Origin of the sequence: Vibrio fluvialis, from assembly GCF_900460245.1 — a bacterium.
GTDB lineage: Bacteria > Pseudomonadota > Gammaproteobacteria > Enterobacterales > Vibrionaceae > Vibrio > Vibrio fluvialis.
Window position 1 is genome coordinate 1,646,412 of the sequence record NZ_UHIP01000001.1, and the last position, 16,155, is coordinate 1,662,566.

Below are 16,155 nucleotides of genomic sequence, written 5' to 3' on the forward strand. Positions count from 1 at the left end.
TTTCGTTTGCATTGCAAAAACTGATTCATTGCTCACCAGCTCTAAATGAAACGTGAGAAGGCAAATCAATGATGTCGATTTATAGAGCTATAGCGCTTCATTGTGACGAAAACTGGTGTGAGCGTTGGGAATGTGCCACGCTGTTACACGCTGCCTGCAGTTTCAACGACTAAAACTCTTGCTTCACCTTGTGGATGAGCGACATGCTCAGTACCCATTGACGCATAGAAAATATCGCCGGCCTGCAAGGTTGTCGTTTTTTCTTGTCCATCAATGCGATATAGCATTTCAACAACACCATCTAGTACAACAAAAACTTCTTCACCATCGTTGATATGCCATTTATAGGGTTGATCTGTCCAATGTAAGCTCGTAGTGATGCCATTCATGTTCGCTATTTCTTTAGCTCCCCAAGCTCGCGATGCTTTAAACTCCCTGCTTCTTATGATTTCCAAAATTATCATCCTTTTTAAGTGTATAACGCCACGTGAGGCGTTTGTTATGCACGTGCTTCCGACCAAACTGCAAACTCATTGCCACTTGGCTCTACAAAATGGAAACGACAACCACCGGGAAATTCAAAGATGGGGCGGATAATATGGCCGCCATTGTTCGCGACTTTATCCAAAGTAGATTCAATGTCCGCACTGTAGAAAATTAAAAGCGCACCACCATTTTCAGTCCGACTAGAAAGCTCAGCCTTAAAAAAGCCACCGTCTAAACCTTCATTTGAAAATGCAGTATAGTCAGGTCCATAGTCAACAAAACGCCAGCCAAAAACCTTTGAAAAAAACGCTTTCGTTGACTCCAAGTCTTTAGCTGCAAACTCTACATAATTGATCTTTTCATGCTGGTTCATTGTTAACTCCTGTCATTTTTTCATTGGCGCACGACGCAACGTTAATTAAGTCGCGATCTACACTTCCACCTAAACTGCCAAACGTTACGAATCACTCTTGAACGCTTTGTATGCCTTCATTTTCTACTGCTTGTTTGAGCCCTTTCATCGTCGCAGGTAAGGCTCTTTTCATCTGTTTACCTATTAACCTGCCGAACAGTGGAGCCAAGAAGCCCGAAAATTTCACAGCGTGAATCACTTCCGTTTGCTTACCTTTTCCCCGCAGTTCATGTTCAAAACTAATTTGGCAAAGTGGTAAGCGACTAATTGTTGTAAAGGACTTATTTATAGTTACTTCCGTAAACTCTATTTTTGCTTCCGGTCCTTTCATAGGTTTGAGCCTACCTTTTGTACCTTGAACAAAATCGCCATCTATTGAAGATGAGGTAACATCGGGGTCCCACGCAGCCCAATCATTAACATTAGAATAAAATGGATAAATTTTTTCAGGTACAGCATTGATAAAGATTTTTTCTTTGAATTCCATAGACCGATTTCCTCGAAGAAAGCTAACGCTCGCTTACGTGGTGAGCAACACACAACAGTACTCAACCATTGCACAGTAAAGTAAACACAACGCTAAATCTAACCATAACCGTCGAGCGTTACGAATCCGTCTTGAGGCATTTGTTGGGCTAAACTTGTCTACAGCAAACTTATCCCAAAGTGCTTCACTACTGCTTGTGTAATTGCGAAGCAAACAATCGAAACTACACAACTTATTAGCAACGTGATCCAAAATGAATATTTAGCCAGTAAATAAGGAAAGAGCAAAAACATTGGTAATGTTGGTAACACATACCAAAAAGTATAAAAAGCATGATTTGAAAGTTTGCTGTTTCCCTGCCCTTCTATGTACATCCAAACCAACGCCAATATGGTTACTGTCGGTAAAGCTGCGACCAAAGCCCCCATTTTGTCACTTCTTTTTGCAACTTCAGAAACCAACACAACGATAGCAGCAGTGGTAAGGTACTTAATGACAATCCAAAGCATTATCAGATCTCCTTTCCCATAACTTTTGGATTAAACTTGTTTAGCCTAACATTTTATTGGTACGCTTGCGTGTTTTTATATACAACTAGTTTTACAAAAAACCAAATAACTTATTGATAGTTAATAAAATAAACAAGAATAAAAGAATTGTTTGGCTGACAAAAATCACACTGAAGCGATCAGCTACCATGCTCCAAGCTCACATACTCATTCAATTTAAGCTGCTCATTCTCCACAAACTCGTTCAGTTCGCCCAGTGAATAAATCTGTGCCAGCACATCATTCAAGATCTGGTTCTTCGCGTCTTTGAACGAGTCTTCGCTTCCATAAGGCCAATAGGTTTGAGTTCCGGCGCTGTGGTATCTTTACCCTTGGCATTTACAAACAGGTTTTTAAACGCCATCCCCTCCTTTGTCATGCTCAGATCGTCCATATACCGCGGGCAACAAAGCCGCAGATTGGCGCTAACAGCAGCCTTAAAATCCCTATCAGCTAATTAAGAGCCAGACGTCGAAGAGCCGATCCGAAGTCGCACTGACGAATAAGTCAGTTAGACCGGTGACGGTGGGCAAAGTAAGAAGCGAGAAAGGAACCGAACTTAATCTGGATGTCGGGAACTTAGGTTGGAGCGATTAAAACCACACCTGAAGACAAATGTGGATACTCATTCTAGGAAAGCCAAGTATTTTAATCGCTTAAGAAACGACAAAACCCGCTAAAAAGCGGGTTCTGTGTGAATTTATGGTGCGTCCGAGTGGACTCGAACCACCGACCCCCGCCATGTCAAGGCGATACTCTAACCAGCTGAGCTACGGACGCACACCGCATGTTTATACACTTGCTGAGTGTTTTCTCATGGTGCGTCCGAGTGGACTCGAACCACCGACCCCCGCCATGTCAAGGCGATACTCTAACCAGCTGAGCTACGGACGCTTTACCTGAGAACGGGGAGGATATTAACGACAGATTTTCAGACGCGCAAGTCAAATTTCTTTGTTTTTGAATCGATTGGCTTTTACATCGACAGTTTGCTGTTTTTTTATCCCATTTCATAACAATTAACTGAGTTACATCACAATTAATTTTCCGGCACTAATTAGAACTATCTCTCCTTTTGTGATTCGTATTCAAAAATAATATTGATTGCTTAAACTAAAGGGGTAGTATAGCGCCTTATTGGCTAGGAACTATGCAATTGAGACGTTAGAACATGGATGCAAGGTTGTTTGACAATTCGCATACTTTGAGAGCGTCAGTACTGGCGGGTCTCAGCCTGTTCCTGACTGGGATTGCCCTGTTCTTCACCATCTTCAACATCTCCTACAACGAAGCCTATGTGCTGGCAGGACTGGAGTTTTTATTCGCTTTCTACTCTGGTTATATTTATCGACTGGCGACCGCTCATAAACATACCCATCGTCATATTCAGTACTATGTCTACTTCCTCATTACCATTATCGGTGTGGGCAGTTTCATGCAACCGCTGGGTAACGGTTTATTCCTATGGACGATATTCTGCCCGATTCTGCTTTATGTCTTGCTCGGACAATCGCATGGACGACTGATGACGGGCGTGGTGCTGATCATTCAGATTTTTAACGTCTACCACAATGCTACCAAAGTCGACGCGTTTGATACGGTAGCGACGTTAGTCAATTTGATCCTGTGTTATGTGGGCGTTTGGACGGTTTCCCACATTTATGAGACCAACCGTCACAACATTGAAAATTCCCTCACCTATCTGGCGTCCCGGGATTCATTAACCGGAGCACACAACCGCTTATCGCTGACCTCTGCCTTCAACCACTTCGAGAAGAACAAAGACGACGCCTCCTCACTGTGCCTGCTCATCATCGATTTGGACTACTTCAAACAGGTTAATGATGAATTCGGCCACGATACCGGCGACAAAGTGTTGATCGAAACCACGCAATTGCTGAGCCAGATCGTGGGAGACAACAACTTATTCAGGATCGGCGGAGAAGAGTTTTGTGTCACTCTGTTTGACCAAGGGTTGGAACAGGCAGAACGCGTCGGCGAGCGCCTGCGTTACGTGATTGGGCAGCACCTCTACAACTATCGTAATCAACGCATTCAACTGACCTTGAGTGTCGGTATTTGCGAATACCGGGATGGCGATAACCTCAGCGATTTGTTGAAACTGGCAGACGTAGAACTGTATCGAGCGAAGAAAAACGGTCGTAATCAGGTGCGTTTATGCCAAATTTCCGACAAGCGCGAACACACCATGCAAACCGAATCAGTTTAACGGCTCGATATCATTCGACTCGTTGTCATCATCCAGTTCAAACACCACGTTATAGTTTTCTGTATAAGTACAGTGCGGCTGTCGGCTGCAGGTAAAAAAGCGGCGGCCTTTAAATTCGCCTTGGCTGGCAACTTTTATTACCATCGGGCTGCCACAACGCTTACAAAAGCGAACTTCTTTATCGGTTTCGATCAGATCAATATGTGCGGCCAACAACCGGCGCAGCTTTCCGACCTGATAACTGTATTTGATATTGGCGCCGATGAGTGGAATGTTGGCAGTTTTGCACACGTGCATCAGCAGTTTTTCACGTTCAATCTTTGACTTGTTCAGTTCCTTGCCATCGTCAAGCTCTACCACCACGCGTGGTTCTAAGGTGCGGGCATCACACACCACAAAATTGAAATAGCTGCGTGCAATGCGGTTACTGGCAATAAACCACTGCTTTTTGTTCTGCAACTTAGTGGGCGTCACCACGTGCGCCATGCTGACTTTGGTCAGTACGACACCGTGCTCCCCTACTGCCGTTTTCAATGCGTTATAAAAGGTGCTTTCGGCCATATTGAGCACCGGCCCTTTGCGCTTATAGGCGTAATCCTTGGTATCGTCGTGACGGATGACGTACTTTTGAATCACAACGAAAAATACCACCAGCAATGCAACAATGATGAAAATGTTAGTCATGGTGCTCCATCAGCTTTTATTCATAGCGCTTTGAACTGCCAGTAGTGGCAAGTAACTAAATGAGACGTAACGCTTTTATAGATAACCGAAGTTTTGCGGAAAGGCCAGTTTATTCCTTCAGTTTTGAGGATTGGGCATTTCGAGAAACAAAAAGCCCACCGAAGCGGGCTTTCACTTTATACAAAGAATGCTTACTCAACCAGTAACAAACGTCCGGTCAGGGCGGGGATCGAAACCGTTGTCGTGGTCTCGGTCGTTGCGATCGCTTCATTCGTCAGCAAATCACGCAGTTGTGTGGTTGGCTTGAGTTTGCTCATGTCAATCGCCAGGCTTTGCGCCGACGTCGACGTGTTGAGCGCAAACACTATCTGCTCTTCACCACTGACTTTAAGATCCGCATAGACATTATCGTCAATCCACAGGTTCCGACGCTCACCGTTATACAATGCCGGATGCTGTGCCCGTATCGCCATCAGCTCGGACACCGTGGCTTTGAATGCTTGCTGCTCAGCCGTCAGGGTCACATCGGTCACGCCATCAACTTTCCCGCTGGAGCGTGAGACATGGTCATCACACAGCCCTTGCTCGGCGCAGTTATCTGTCACTTTTGCCGCAAAATCTGCCACTTCATCGCCAATTTCCTCACCGTAATAGAGTGTGATGGGTCCGGAATAAGCCGTCAGGAATGTCATGGCTGCCTGATAGCGTGCGTAGAAATCGCCCAGGTTGCCACGTTGAATCAAATCACCAAAGCGCACCAAATCGTGGTTGCCCAACATCAGGTTTGGCATGGCGTGATACGGTGACAGGCTACGCGTATTCCAAGACGCATCGAGCGCTCGTGCGTTAGCTGACGCCCCCGACTCCTCAACCGCTAAAGCTTGTACCAGGCCATAGCGCAGCGGGAAGTTGAAGGCTGAAGCCAGAGCGGGCGCATCATCACTGCCATAAGCTTGTTCGGTAATGGAGTTGGCATCACTCCACACTTCACCGACCATATAACCCAGCGTACCCCACTGCGCGCCAGCTGCTTTGTTGGCCGCCGCTGCACTTTCAACCGCCGAACGCAGGTTACGCCAGGTTGCCAGCGGTACCTGATATGCTTGGTCCAGACGCCAGCCATCAATGTGATACTGACTGATCCAGTACGTCGCCACTTCCTGGAAGAAGGCTTCACTGTCCGCGCTCGGGTACACCACCAATTGCCCCGGATAACCGCTTTCACCCGCTTTGAGTTGCGGCAGTTTCCCGGTTGGTGAAGCTTTGACGGTGTTGACATGAGTGTGACCGAAAACGCCGTCAAGGAACACGTACAAGCCCTTAGCATGCGCTGTATCAATCAGCGTTTTCAGTTGTGCATTGGTCCCAAAATTCGGATCGACATTGAAGTAATCACACGCAAAATAACCAGTCGCATCGAGTTTGTTGTCTGTACCTGTTCCTGCACACGAATCAAACACAGGGGTCAGCCAGATGGCGTTGACATTCAAGCTGGCGATGTAATCGAGGCTATCAATGATGCCTTGTAAGTCGCCTTTGTGATGCGAACTGCCATAGCCGACGCCGTAGTCTGCACCGCTGTCGCCATCAACAAAAGACTCCACCATCACCTGATAAATACGCAGGTTACAGGCCGGATCGTCATCCTGATAACAGGCATAATCCGTTTGACTGAGCGAGAGACTCGGATGCGCAGTATCCGAAGCATTCAGTACAAAGTGCCAGAGCCCTGCTTCGCTCAGCGTGAGTTTGAAGTTGCCACCAGCGTCCTGCAACAGTCCGCTGTTGTCTGTCACTGAGCCAAACCCGAGGTTCACGGTTGCCCAATCGTCGCTGGCAAACTTGAACTCGTACTCACCCGGTTGAAGGTAGGCACTGACCTGATAAACCCCTTCTTTGACATACTCAAAAGCGGTGCTGGTTGCCCAGCCATTCATCGAACCACGCAGATACACAGTGGTTGACCCGTAAGGGGCCTGGTCGGCTTGTTGTGACGCAACCTGAATACCCGTGCCCTGCTCGCCTTGTTGCGGCAGAACAAACACCGCGGCAGTGAGCCCGGGGACGGAGAAAGTATGACCGCTGACACTGGCACTGCGCACCACCGAATCGGACGCATTGGCCAGCAGCGGATGCAAACTGAATCCAGACGCTTCATCCATCGTGATACTTTGTGCTGCCGTGTTGGCGTTGATGATCACCACAATCGCGTCGTAGTTGGCATCAAGATCCGCGCCGGAGGTAATACCGTCGTCCACCGACATCGCAATCAGGCCCGGCAGAGCATCCGACCCCGTGTTGTGGAAATGTACGCGTGTAACAATTTCATCCTGCGTCAGCAAACGCAGCAGCGGTGTACCAGAGCGAATTTTCAGCAGCGTCTTAAATGCTTCATCACTCCAGGCAATGTCTTTCGGTGAGGCCACCGTATTCGGATTGCTAATGATGGACTGAATCGCACTCCAGTTCGCCTGATCTTTATCAGCGCGTGGCAGACCGACGTTCCAGTTGTTGGTCTGTTTACTGAAATCAACCCGGTTGACCCAGTCACCACTGTCGTAACTGTCACGAGCCATGGATTTGGAACGCAGCAGCTCTGATCCCATATGCAGGAACGGCACGCCTTGCCCCAACAGCACAGGCGCGAGCCCGACAATCTGCATTCGCGCGCGATCAGCCGACGAGACTGACGCATCCGTTTTATACTGGTTAAAATCCCACAGCGTCTGGTTATCATGCTTGGAGACATAGTTTACCGACTCTTGCGGATCCAACGTATACGCGGCTCCTTGGTCGCCATAGAGGTAATCCTTACCCAATACCACCATCCCGCTGTAGGTTTTCAGCGGATAATTTTGCAGATTTCCCGCCATGCCGTAGCGAATCAGATCCATACGTGATTTCAGATCATCACTGAATCGGTCACCAGCATTGGCAAAACCAGGGTTATTAAGCAAATCTGCGCCACTGTCGAATGGGCCGCCACCACGCACACCATCACGCAGACGATCGTTGTAAGTCCCGATTCCGGTTCCGGCCATCTGCCATTGCGTGGCGTTTTCACCGCGTGCGCCGTTGACCACTTCACCAAAGTTCCAGCCTTCACCGTAGAACCAGGTATCCTCGTCGACCGCTTTCACCTGTTCATACACTTTGAGCATGCTGGACTTCATCAGATGACCCATCAAGTCAAAACGGAAGCCATCGATTTTGTACTCTTTGGCCCACATACTCACACTGTCAGCCACCAGCTTTTCGAACATACGATGCTCAGAAGCCGTGTTATCACAACAGGTTGAGTTTTCCACCGCCCCTGTCACCGGGTTCAAACGGTGGTAATAACCCGGAACCGTTTTATCGAGGACCGATTTATCGTACAGCCCCGATGAATAGGTATGGTTGTACACCACATCCTGCACGACTCTGAAACCAAACTCGTGCAGCTTCTGTACCATCTGACGGTACTCTTTGATGCGCGCCAATCCTTCACTGTTTACGGCGTAGCTGCCTTCCGGCGCCGAGTAATGGTATGGATCGTAACCCCAGTTGAAACTGTCGAGCGGACGAATGTCGGCCATCAGTGCCTGCGCTTGTTCGGTGGCAGGATCCGCCTGCTCCAGCAGAGACAAAATTGTCGCGCCGCGATCCGTTCCATTGCTGCACAATGTCGCACTTGGATTGAGATCGCACAGCTTAGCGACTGTGTCATTCAGATCGACCCGGCGGCGACTCTCTTCAGGAATGGACGCCAGATCATAGCTTGGCAGCAGATGCACAGTGGTTAGGCCGGCGTCGCGCAAGCTTTTCAGGTGCGCGACACTGTCACGTTGTTCTTCCAAAAATGCCAGGTATTTACCATTGAGTTCCGGTGTACCTTTGGTATCGCTGGCGCTGAAATCACGAATGTGCACTTCATAAATAATGTTGTCTTCCGGCGCACTCAGCTCGGGAACCATCTGGTTGTCCCACCCTGACGGTTTACTCTGCGGCGATTCCAGATCGACCAGTTGTGAGTAAAGGCTGGAGGTGCTGAGAGAGAGTGAGTAAGGATCGGTGGTCATCATCCATTCTACCTGACGGGTTTTCGAATGATAAGCACGCAGGCGATAACGATAGTAGACCTGATTCAAGGTGGCTTCATCGCCCTGATAATGCCAAATACCCGTCGCCGGATCTTCGCTCATCATAACAGGCGACGCCTGACGCAGCGTTTTATCCGCATCATAAAGATACAGCTCCACGCTTTGTGCGGTGGGCGCCCAAAGAGCAAAATGTGCTTTGCCGTCAGCCAGCCAGGAACCCAGCTTCGCTTCATCCGCATCGTTCTCTCCGCCGGTGTACAACGCATCCACGGCGCCAGGGATTTGCAACTGCGTGGCTGCCAACACTTGCCCTTCACTGTTGAGCGCCACGGCCAGCAGTTCGGTTTTCAACAGTGCTTTAGCCTGTTCAGCCGTCACGTCCAGTTGAAAATTTACCATGCCACTCAAATGCGGATAGTGAGTGCTGCTGACCACTCCCGCTTGCGCCAGCGGATAAGCAACGAACTGCGATGGCTCGTTGATATCGCCATTGCCCTCAGCACGGTTCCACAACTGATAACTGCTGGCACCGTCGGTGGTTTGCCAGGCGATAGAATCAGCTGCCATCCAGTGCGCTGATGCCCCTTCAATCGTGACCGCCGTTTGTTCATTCGGCGAGTATTTTAGAACACTACTGCCATGCTCAGTGTAGAGCGTGTTACCTTTGGAAAAATCCAGCTGCAGGTCATCACCACCCAGCGCTTTGTCATCGCCGTTATGAATGATGAAGTTCATACAATTACCATGCTCTGCTTTGAGCGGAATATGGAACTCAGCACCATAGTCACCGTCGATAGTCGTGTAGCTTAGTGGCGCGCCCCAGCTCACGCTGCTCAAGGTGTCGTCGGCAACCGAATCGCAGCTGCCGCCATTCCAAAGATGCAATCCCCATCCAGCGTAGTTGGCATCCGAGCGATGGTAATACACGACCGCTTCGCTGTATGTCGGGGTCGGCGTCTCTGTCGCGTTGTCAGGATTTTTTGGCTGAGGATCAATGCTGTCCGGAATACCATCGGCATCATCATCGCTGGACGCGAAGTCGCCCAAGCCATCGCCATTGGTATCAGTACTTTCAAAACGATCACGCGGAAACGCATCATCGCTGTTCAACGCGCCATCGTTATCCATATCAGTGTCGTCAACGTCAGCGATACCATCATTGTCCAGATCCGCAGGCACACTGCTGGCATCATAGGGATCGCTGCCCAGACGGCGTTCATCTGCGTCTGACCAACCATCGTTGTCATCGTCGCTATCGGCGAAATCACCAATGCCGTCGTTGTCACTGTCTACGGATTCATTCGGATCATGCGGAAACGCATCCACGTTATCGGCAACGCCATCTTTGTCGCTATCGACCATGATGACAGGACGGCCATTTTCATCGAAAGTCAGCGTTTTATTGCCAAGATCAACTTCACCACCATTTTCGCGCGCGTTTTTGATTTCCTCGCCAATCGCTTTGGCTCCTTGCGCCATTTGTTCGGCATGCTGACCAATCAGATTGGCATCGAACTGCTCCGGCATCATTTGCGCCATAGCTTTCGCGGACTGTGCCACCAGTGTATTGCCATCAGCGATGTAGTTCGCTTTCGGGTCCAGATCCGGTTGATTGAGATCCTCGCGCAGCGCGGCCAGAGCTTGCGCTTCACTCAGGCCATCTTCCATTTTGGCATGCAGCATAGTGGTGAGCGGTGTGATCTGACGATAGCCTTTCGGTGCCGACATCATGTAGCCGCGTGACACAGTCACTCCGGGCAGATCTTCGTCAATGGTTTGTCCCTGTATGATTTCTGTCATCAAGGTGTAACTGTCGGGGTCACCATTGAAGGCGGAAAGATCAATCTCCGCACGCCCCTGCTCGCCGGTAATGGCTTGCGGTTCATCACTGTCACGTTCAAAGTTGCCGTTGACGTCAAGCCACACCACAGCCTGATTCAAATAGCCATCCATCGCCTGAACGCTCATCGTCTGGCTATCGCTGGAACTGCCATCATTACAGGCGGCCAAGAATCCCAGTGAAGCAAACGCGATGGTTATTCTCGTTAGCTTTGTATTCATCGTTCTGTCCATAAGGTTTACGTTATTGGGTGCTGCTCGAAAACGAAATGGCAGCAAACCCTGACATGCGCCGTCATATGCACCTGACTACGCACAATAACGTTATAATTGGACAGCATTTGATGACCTCCCCCTTGCAATTCCCTGGTATGGGCGTAGATGAAAAGGATGAGAAATCAAAATATTGGGAGAGTTCACATTCGGCAGGGATATAAGTGGTGATGAGTTTCATATCACTGGCCATTTCAGTGAAGCGGGTAACACTCGGTAGGTTGAAGCGCGGCTGGAACTGAAAGAAAGTTACATTTGCGTGAGTGCCGGAATTTATGATCCTAATCCCAAGCTGCGCAGCGGGCGGATTTCGAATTTTGCACATAAAAAACGGAACCCTTGGCTCCGTTTTTACTACTAATTCGCGCTTAACCGAAAATATAGTTATCCATCATACTCACCAGTTTGCCGATTTCAGGCTTGGTGATGGTGTCATTGGCACCAAGCGTCATGGCTTTGTGACGGTTATCTTCACTCATCAGGGAGGAGAACATTACGATAGGTGTCTTGGTATAGACTTCGCTGTCACGCAGGCGTTTGACCAAGTGCATCCCGTCCATGCGCGGCATTTCCACGTCGGTCACGATGGCGTCGATCAGCTCGCTCACTGGCAGGTTCTCTTCTTTGGCAATACGCTGAATATCCATCAGCTTTTCGTACGCTTCGCCACCATCTTTGCACGCAATCACGTTATAACCTGCGGTGCTCAGGGTGTCCTGAATCAGGCTGCGAATAAAGGCGGAATCGTCCACCACCATGACTGTTTTGGCGTTACGTTTGCCGACCATTTTCTGGTTAAGATCCACTGAACGGTCTACCTTCACATCGTATTTTTCCATACTCAGTTCCGGGTTGATGTCGGCAATGATCTTTTCAAAATCGAGAATCATGATCAGCTTGCCTTCTTTGCGCACGACCGCAACGACGCAGTCCTGCTCACCAGATTCTAAGAACTGGCTTGGCGATTCCACATCGTTCCAGGAAATACGATGAATGCGGCTGATGCTGTCAATCAGAAAGCCGTTGGTCATGCGGTTGAAATCGGTCACGATGACGAACTTGTTGTCGATCTCTTTGCGAGTCGGTACACCGAGCCAGCCTGCCAGATCCACCAGTGGCGTGAGAATCTCCCGTGATGAAAACACCCCTATCATGTGCGGCTGCGCATTCGGATAGTCCGTGGTTTCCGGCACGCGAATCACTTCACGCACTTTGGCCACGTTGATGCCGTAATAACAGGTTTTGGTTTGACCGCTCGGCAGCAGCTTCTCCAGGTGGAATTCGATAATCTCTAATTCGTTGGTGCCGCTTTCTAATAAGATTGTACTGCTTGGGTTGCTCATAATGGTCACATCTTTAAGGCCAGTCATCGATATTTGTTCAAGATCGCCTGATACAGGTTCACGCCATCTTTACCGGTGGTATTTTTAATTGTATCAATACCTTTTTGTAAGTCGTTCAACAAGCTTTGATCGACGTTTTTGTTAAACGCATAGTACAACAATCCTTCTTTGAGGACATAAACAGTTTCAAAATCTTCGACATTATAGCCCGCTTGTTTGATCCACCACTGTGCTGAACGTTCATCATAAGCAATTAAATCAATGCGTTTCTTGAGCAACTGCTCAGCCAGTACGCTGACATACGCCGCTTCTTGCATCGATTCTCGTGGCACACCAAACTGCAGCAGCATCTGCTCACCCACGTCATCACGAATGATACCAATGCGGTAAGACGCCATGTCCAGCGGACTATCCACCTCAATACCACTGCCTTTGCGGGCAATGATGACGACTTTGATGTCGTCAATCGGGCCGACCCAGTGAAACAGATCTTCCCGATGTTGAGTACGAGTAGTGGAAAACAGCACGGAACCCGGACGCAAAATAGTCGAACGATAAGAGCGCGCCCAAGGCTGCAAAACAATGTGATCGCGCGGCAAAGTAATGCCTGCGACTTGAGCAGCCTGAAGAAGCAGGTCGACCGAAATACCCGTCACCTGACCATTTTGATGGAAATTAAAAGGCGGATACTCTTCCGTGTAATAGGTCAGAGAATCCAGAGTGGCGCCAAAGGCACCGGAGAACGAACATACCCAAACAAAAATCACTTTAACGAACGTGTTACCTATCTTCATAACACCCTACCTGATTGTTCAGACGACGTCTGAATTTAACTGTAGATAGGGATAGAAGGTTCGTCTAGACGATACGTTCGTTCAATGGCGTAGGACTTTCTTATAGCTGCGCTCCGGACGCCCTACGCTGCCATAACGCACGTCGGCTTCCAGCTCTCCAGAACCAATCAAATATTCGAGATAGCGCCGCGCCGTAGTGCGACTGGCTCCAATGCGTTCCCCCGCTTCATCAGCGGTCAGGCTGACAGGTTGGCGAAACAGATGGCGGATTTTGTCCAGCGTGACCGAATCAATCCCTTTCGGCAGTCGCTGCTGACCGGGCTCGGATTGAGTGTGTGCGGTGAGCATTTTGTCCACCATTCCCTGATCAAGATCGGCGACCCGGCCAAGCTCAACCTGACGGGCCTGATACTTGTTCAGCGCCGCTTCAAGACGCGGAAACATGACCGGTTTAAGCAGGTAATCCACTACGCCTCCGCGCATAGCCTGCTGCAGCGTTTCCACATCACGGGCGGCAGTGATTAAGATGATGTCGCAACACTCATTGCGGCCACGCACCCACTGCAATATATCGAGGCCCGTACCATCCGGAAGATAGACGTCCAACAACACCAAATCCGGCTTTAGAACGTCGAGCTGCAACTCTGCTTCTGCCTGACTTGTGGCAATCCCTACCACTTCAAAGCCGCCGATCTGGTTGAGATATTTGTGATGCAATTGAGCAATCGCGACATCATCTTCAATGATCAATACCCGGGTACTCATTGCATTTCTTCCTTCGGCAAATAAACCGTCATACGTGTTCCAAATTCCTTATCACTGACCATTTCTAATTGTCCCTGATATCTATCCGACAGCTGTTTGACCAAGAACAGGCCGACGCCGCGGTTCTGTTTGGCTTTGCTGGAAATCCCTTTTTGCAACAGCACTTCCGGATCGACATCAGTGGGAAGTCCACAACCCTGGTCTTCAACTTCCAATATAATTTCATTGCCGTAATCACTGATAGATACGTCAATTATACGTCGCTCTTGCGGGATAGGCTGCTCGCTGCGAATGACACTCAGCGTGGCATCAAAGGCGTTATCGATCAGGTTTCCCAAAATGGTCACGATATCTTCTGCGTTAATACGCTGAGGCAGCGCCGCAAGATGAGATCCCTCATCCACGCGCAGCTCTAAACCAATTTCACGCGCACGTTCCGTTTTACCCAGCAACATGCCGGCAATCAGCGGATCTTTCACCGTCTCGCGCAAGAACTCAATCAAGCTCTGATAATGCGCGGTTTCCTGCCCAATCAACTGCTGTACCGCTTCCAGTTCGCCCATTTGTACCAAGCCACTGATGGTATTGAGCTTGTTACGGTGTTCATGGGTTTGTGAACGCAGCATTTCTGCGTACTCTTTGGTTTGCGACAGCTGCTCAGTCAAATCATTAATTTCATCGCGTAAACGGAAACTCGATACCGCCCCCACAACTTTACCATCCACAATCAGCGGGCTGCGGTTGGCAATCAAACGCTGCTTATTCAGATAAAGTTCAATGTCGTGGTCTATCTCGCCTGACTCCAGCACCGTATACAGATCACTGTCCGGCAGCGAATCGGTGAGTAAACGGTTGAGGGCTTTATCACGATCAATACCGAGAATTTCACAGGCACTTTTGTTTATCGAGCGTAGTATTCCTTTGTCGTCGATACTGAGAATGCCCTCTTTGATGGTGCTCATCGTTACGTCAAGTTCGACATACAAGCGGCCAATCTCTTCCGGCTCAAAACCCAGTATCGCTTTCTGAAAGCGGCGAGAGACATAGCTCGACACCACTCCGTTCGCGGCTACCACCAGAAAAGTAATGCCGATCAGGTAAATGAGATACGGCTCAATGCGATCTTGCAGACGCTCCAGCAAATAACCGACCGAGACCACACCGATGATATTGCCATTAGCGTCAAGCACCGCCGATTTACCGCGCACCGACTTACCGAGGGATCCTTGTGCAAACGAGACGTAAGCTTCACCGTTATTCAGTGCGCGTTCGTTATCGCCACCTACCATCGGTTTGCCGATACGGCGGTCAAGCGGATGAACAAGTCGAATACCTTTCTCGTCACCAATCACGATAAACGCGGCACCGATGAGCTGAGTCAGATCGCGAAAACGCTCTTGTTGAGCATCAGAAGCATCGCCTTTTTGGATCAGATCGATGACCGCTGGCGAACTGGCCAGAAACGAAGCCACGCCCAGCGCCTTTAGCCCCATTTCTTCTTCTTGTGCATGTTTTATGTAAACAAAACCCGCCGCCACCAGCACCAGCAGTTCAATCAAACCGGATAAAGTCATAATGATCAGCATTCGTTTTCGGAAGCTGATGCTGTTCCATGTCATCGATTTCTCCTTGTTGCGCACAAAGCTAACACTTATTTAACAACAGGGCGAAAAGTGCGGCTGAGAACTGTGAGCCCTGTGATAGTCCCCAACCTATTCATTTCGATAAGGAAATTTAGCGACTAAAAAAACGCCTCAGAGTGAGCAATAAATCATCAACAAACTAAAATTTTTTGCACCCATAAAACGTGGCATGGATCACACCACATTTAGGTTATTTTTAGTTCGTTTGAGTGATTAGCCGATATACTCAATGGGCAGTGAGGACTGAAGCGTTGTAAAAACAATCACAACTTATACATAACTATTCAAATCGTGATTGCGGCTTAACCACTACATTGTCAGAAGGAAACTCACCATGGAAAGAGATGCTTTCGGGATATGCTTGTCTCACGACATGCTGTTCGAGAATCTGCACTCAACATTTACTCATGTGCGTGCTTATGAACTCGAAACCGAAGACGACGATCAACTGCGCGTACTGCTCGCATTTCCTCAAATGTCCGGCAGAGACGTGTTGATCACGATGCAAGGAACCAAAAAGCTTATTTGGCGTGCTGATTTCTTGTGCCCTTCTTATCCCCGCATTTAAC

The 16,155-nt window shown here is 48.9% G+C and carries 12 protein-coding genes, 2 tRNA genes and 1 pseudogene; 2 read left to right on the top strand and 13 right to left on the bottom strand.

Annotation, left to right across the window (positions count from 1 at the left end; translation table 11 throughout):
* Positions 1 to 143 precede the first annotated feature (143 nt).
* From DYA43_RS07750 to DYA43_RS07780, 7 genes and pseudogenes are all read right to left on the bottom strand, one after another.
* Positions 144 to 455, bottom strand: coding sequence for a cupin domain-containing protein (locus DYA43_RS07750; RefSeq protein WP_038157635.1), 312 nt, complete (start codon positions 453 to 455; stop codon positions 144 to 146).
* A 44-nt stretch (positions 456 to 499) separates the two neighbouring features.
* Complete coding sequence (locus DYA43_RS07755) at positions 500 to 859, bottom strand: VOC family protein (protein ID WP_020327472.1); 360 nt, start codon at positions 857 to 859, stop codon at positions 500 to 502.
* 91 nt (positions 860 to 950) lie between these two features.
* Complete coding sequence (locus DYA43_RS07760) at positions 951 to 1,385, bottom strand: SRPBCC family protein (protein ID WP_061056573.1); 435 nt, start codon at positions 1,383 to 1,385, stop codon at positions 951 to 953.
* A 158-nt stretch (positions 1,386 to 1,543) separates the two neighbouring features.
* Entirely contained in the window at positions 1,544 to 1,894 is a 351-nt protein-coding gene (locus DYA43_RS07765; protein ID WP_061056574.1) for a DUF3147 family protein, read from the bottom strand.
* Between the two features lie 179 nt (positions 1,895 to 2,073).
* Positions 2,074 to 2,306: pseudogene (locus DYA43_RS23060) on the bottom strand (phage portal protein); the annotation flags it as partial.
* A gap of 330 nt (positions 2,307 to 2,636) precedes the next feature.
* A tRNA-Val gene (locus DYA43_RS07775) sits at positions 2,637 to 2,713 on the bottom strand.
* A gap of 37 nt (positions 2,714 to 2,750) precedes the next feature.
* Positions 2,751 to 2,827: transfer RNA gene (locus DYA43_RS07780), tRNA-Val, on the bottom strand.
* A gap of 277 nt (positions 2,828 to 3,104) precedes the next feature.
* Here DYA43_RS07780 and DYA43_RS07785 point away from each other — a divergent pair.
* On the top strand, positions 3,105 to 4,163 hold the full coding sequence (locus DYA43_RS07785; protein ID WP_024374661.1) for a GGDEF domain-containing protein: 1,059 nt from the start codon (positions 3,105 to 3,107) through the stop codon (positions 4,161 to 4,163).
* Here DYA43_RS07785 and DYA43_RS07790 read toward each other — a convergent pair.
* From DYA43_RS07790 to DYA43_RS07815, 6 genes are all read right to left on the bottom strand, one after another.
* Complete coding sequence (locus tag DYA43_RS07790) at positions 4,155 to 4,847, bottom strand: DUF2726 domain-containing protein (RefSeq protein ID WP_061056575.1); 693 nt, start codon at positions 4,845 to 4,847, stop codon at positions 4,155 to 4,157. The two genes, DYA43_RS07785 and DYA43_RS07790, sit on opposite strands and share 9 nt — an antisense overlap.
* Positions 4,848 to 5,038: 191 nt before the next feature.
* Positions 5,039 to 10,990 carry a pullulanase-type alpha-1,6-glucosidase gene (pulA, locus tag DYA43_RS07795; protein ID WP_061056576.1) on the bottom strand — a complete coding sequence of 1,984 codons (5,952 nt, stop codon included), beginning with the start codon at positions 10,988 to 10,990 and terminating at the stop codon, positions 5,039 to 5,041.
* 419 nt (positions 10,991 to 11,409) lie between these two features.
* Positions 11,410 to 12,384, bottom strand: a complete 975-nt coding sequence (locus tag DYA43_RS07800; RefSeq protein WP_199465406.1) for a chemotaxis protein — start codon at positions 12,382 to 12,384, stop codon at positions 11,410 to 11,412.
* Between the two features lie 23 nt (positions 12,385 to 12,407).
* The gene (locus DYA43_RS07805; RefSeq protein WP_020327479.1) at positions 12,408 to 13,178 is read right to left on the bottom strand and encodes a substrate-binding periplasmic protein; all 771 of its coding nucleotides are present in this window, start codon (positions 13,176 to 13,178) and stop codon (positions 12,408 to 12,410) included.
* A gap of 81 nt (positions 13,179 to 13,259) precedes the next feature.
* Positions 13,260 to 13,943, bottom strand: a complete 684-nt coding sequence (locus DYA43_RS07810) for a response regulator (RefSeq protein ID WP_024374659.1) — start codon at positions 13,941 to 13,943, stop codon at positions 13,260 to 13,262.
* A complete protein-coding gene (locus tag DYA43_RS07815; protein ID WP_020327481.1) occupies positions 13,940 to 15,562 on the bottom strand; it encodes an ATP-binding protein in 1,623 nt (540 codons plus the stop codon). The genes DYA43_RS07810 and DYA43_RS07815 overlap by 4 nt, the downstream gene beginning before the upstream one ends.
* A 358-nt stretch (positions 15,563 to 15,920) precedes the next feature.
* On the opposite strand from DYA43_RS07815, the gene DYA43_RS07820 reads away from it, so the two are divergent.
* Positions 15,921 to 16,154, top strand: coding sequence for a hypothetical protein (locus tag DYA43_RS07820; RefSeq protein ID WP_020432526.1), 234 nt, complete (start codon positions 15,921 to 15,923; stop codon positions 16,152 to 16,154).
* The last annotated feature ends 1 nt before the right edge of the window (position 16,155 follow it).

Excerpts from the sequence above, each read along its gene's own strand:
- pulA (WP_061056576.1), bottom strand. The coding sequence starts at position 10,990 with ATGAATACAAAGCTAACGAGAATAACCATCGCGTTTGCTTCACTGGGA.
- DYA43_RS07765 (WP_061056574.1), bottom strand. The coding sequence starts at position 1,894 with ATGCTTTGGATTGTCATTAAGTACCTTACCACTGCTGCTATCGTTGTG.
- DYA43_RS07815 (WP_020327481.1), bottom strand. The coding sequence starts at position 15,562 with ATGACATGGAACAGCATCAGCTTCCGAAAACGAATGCTGATCATTATG.
- DYA43_RS07800 (WP_199465406.1), bottom strand. The coding sequence starts at position 12,384 with ATGAGCAACCCAAGCAGTACAATCTTATTAGAAAGCGGCACCAACGAA.
- DYA43_RS07820 (WP_020432526.1), top strand. The coding sequence starts at position 15,921 with ATGGAAAGAGATGCTTTCGGGATATGCTTGTCTCACGACATGCTGTTC.
- DYA43_RS07810 (WP_024374659.1), bottom strand. The coding sequence starts at position 13,943 with ATGAGTACCCGGGTATTGATCATTGAAGATGATGTCGCGATTGCTCAA.
- DYA43_RS07805 (WP_020327479.1), bottom strand. The coding sequence starts at position 13,178 with ATGAAGATAGGTAACACGTTCGTTAAAGTGATTTTTGTTTGGGTATGT.
- DYA43_RS07785 (WP_024374661.1), top strand. The coding sequence starts at position 3,105 with ATGGATGCAAGGTTGTTTGACAATTCGCATACTTTGAGAGCGTCAGTA.
- DYA43_RS07755 (WP_020327472.1), bottom strand. The coding sequence starts at position 859 with ATGAACCAGCATGAAAAGATCAATTATGTAGAGTTTGCAGCTAAAGAC.
- DYA43_RS07760 (WP_061056573.1), bottom strand. The coding sequence starts at position 1,385 with ATGGAATTCAAAGAAAAAATCTTTATCAATGCTGTACCTGAAAAAATT.
- DYA43_RS07790 (WP_061056575.1), bottom strand. The coding sequence starts at position 4,847 with ATGACTAACATTTTCATCATTGTTGCATTGCTGGTGGTATTTTTCGTT.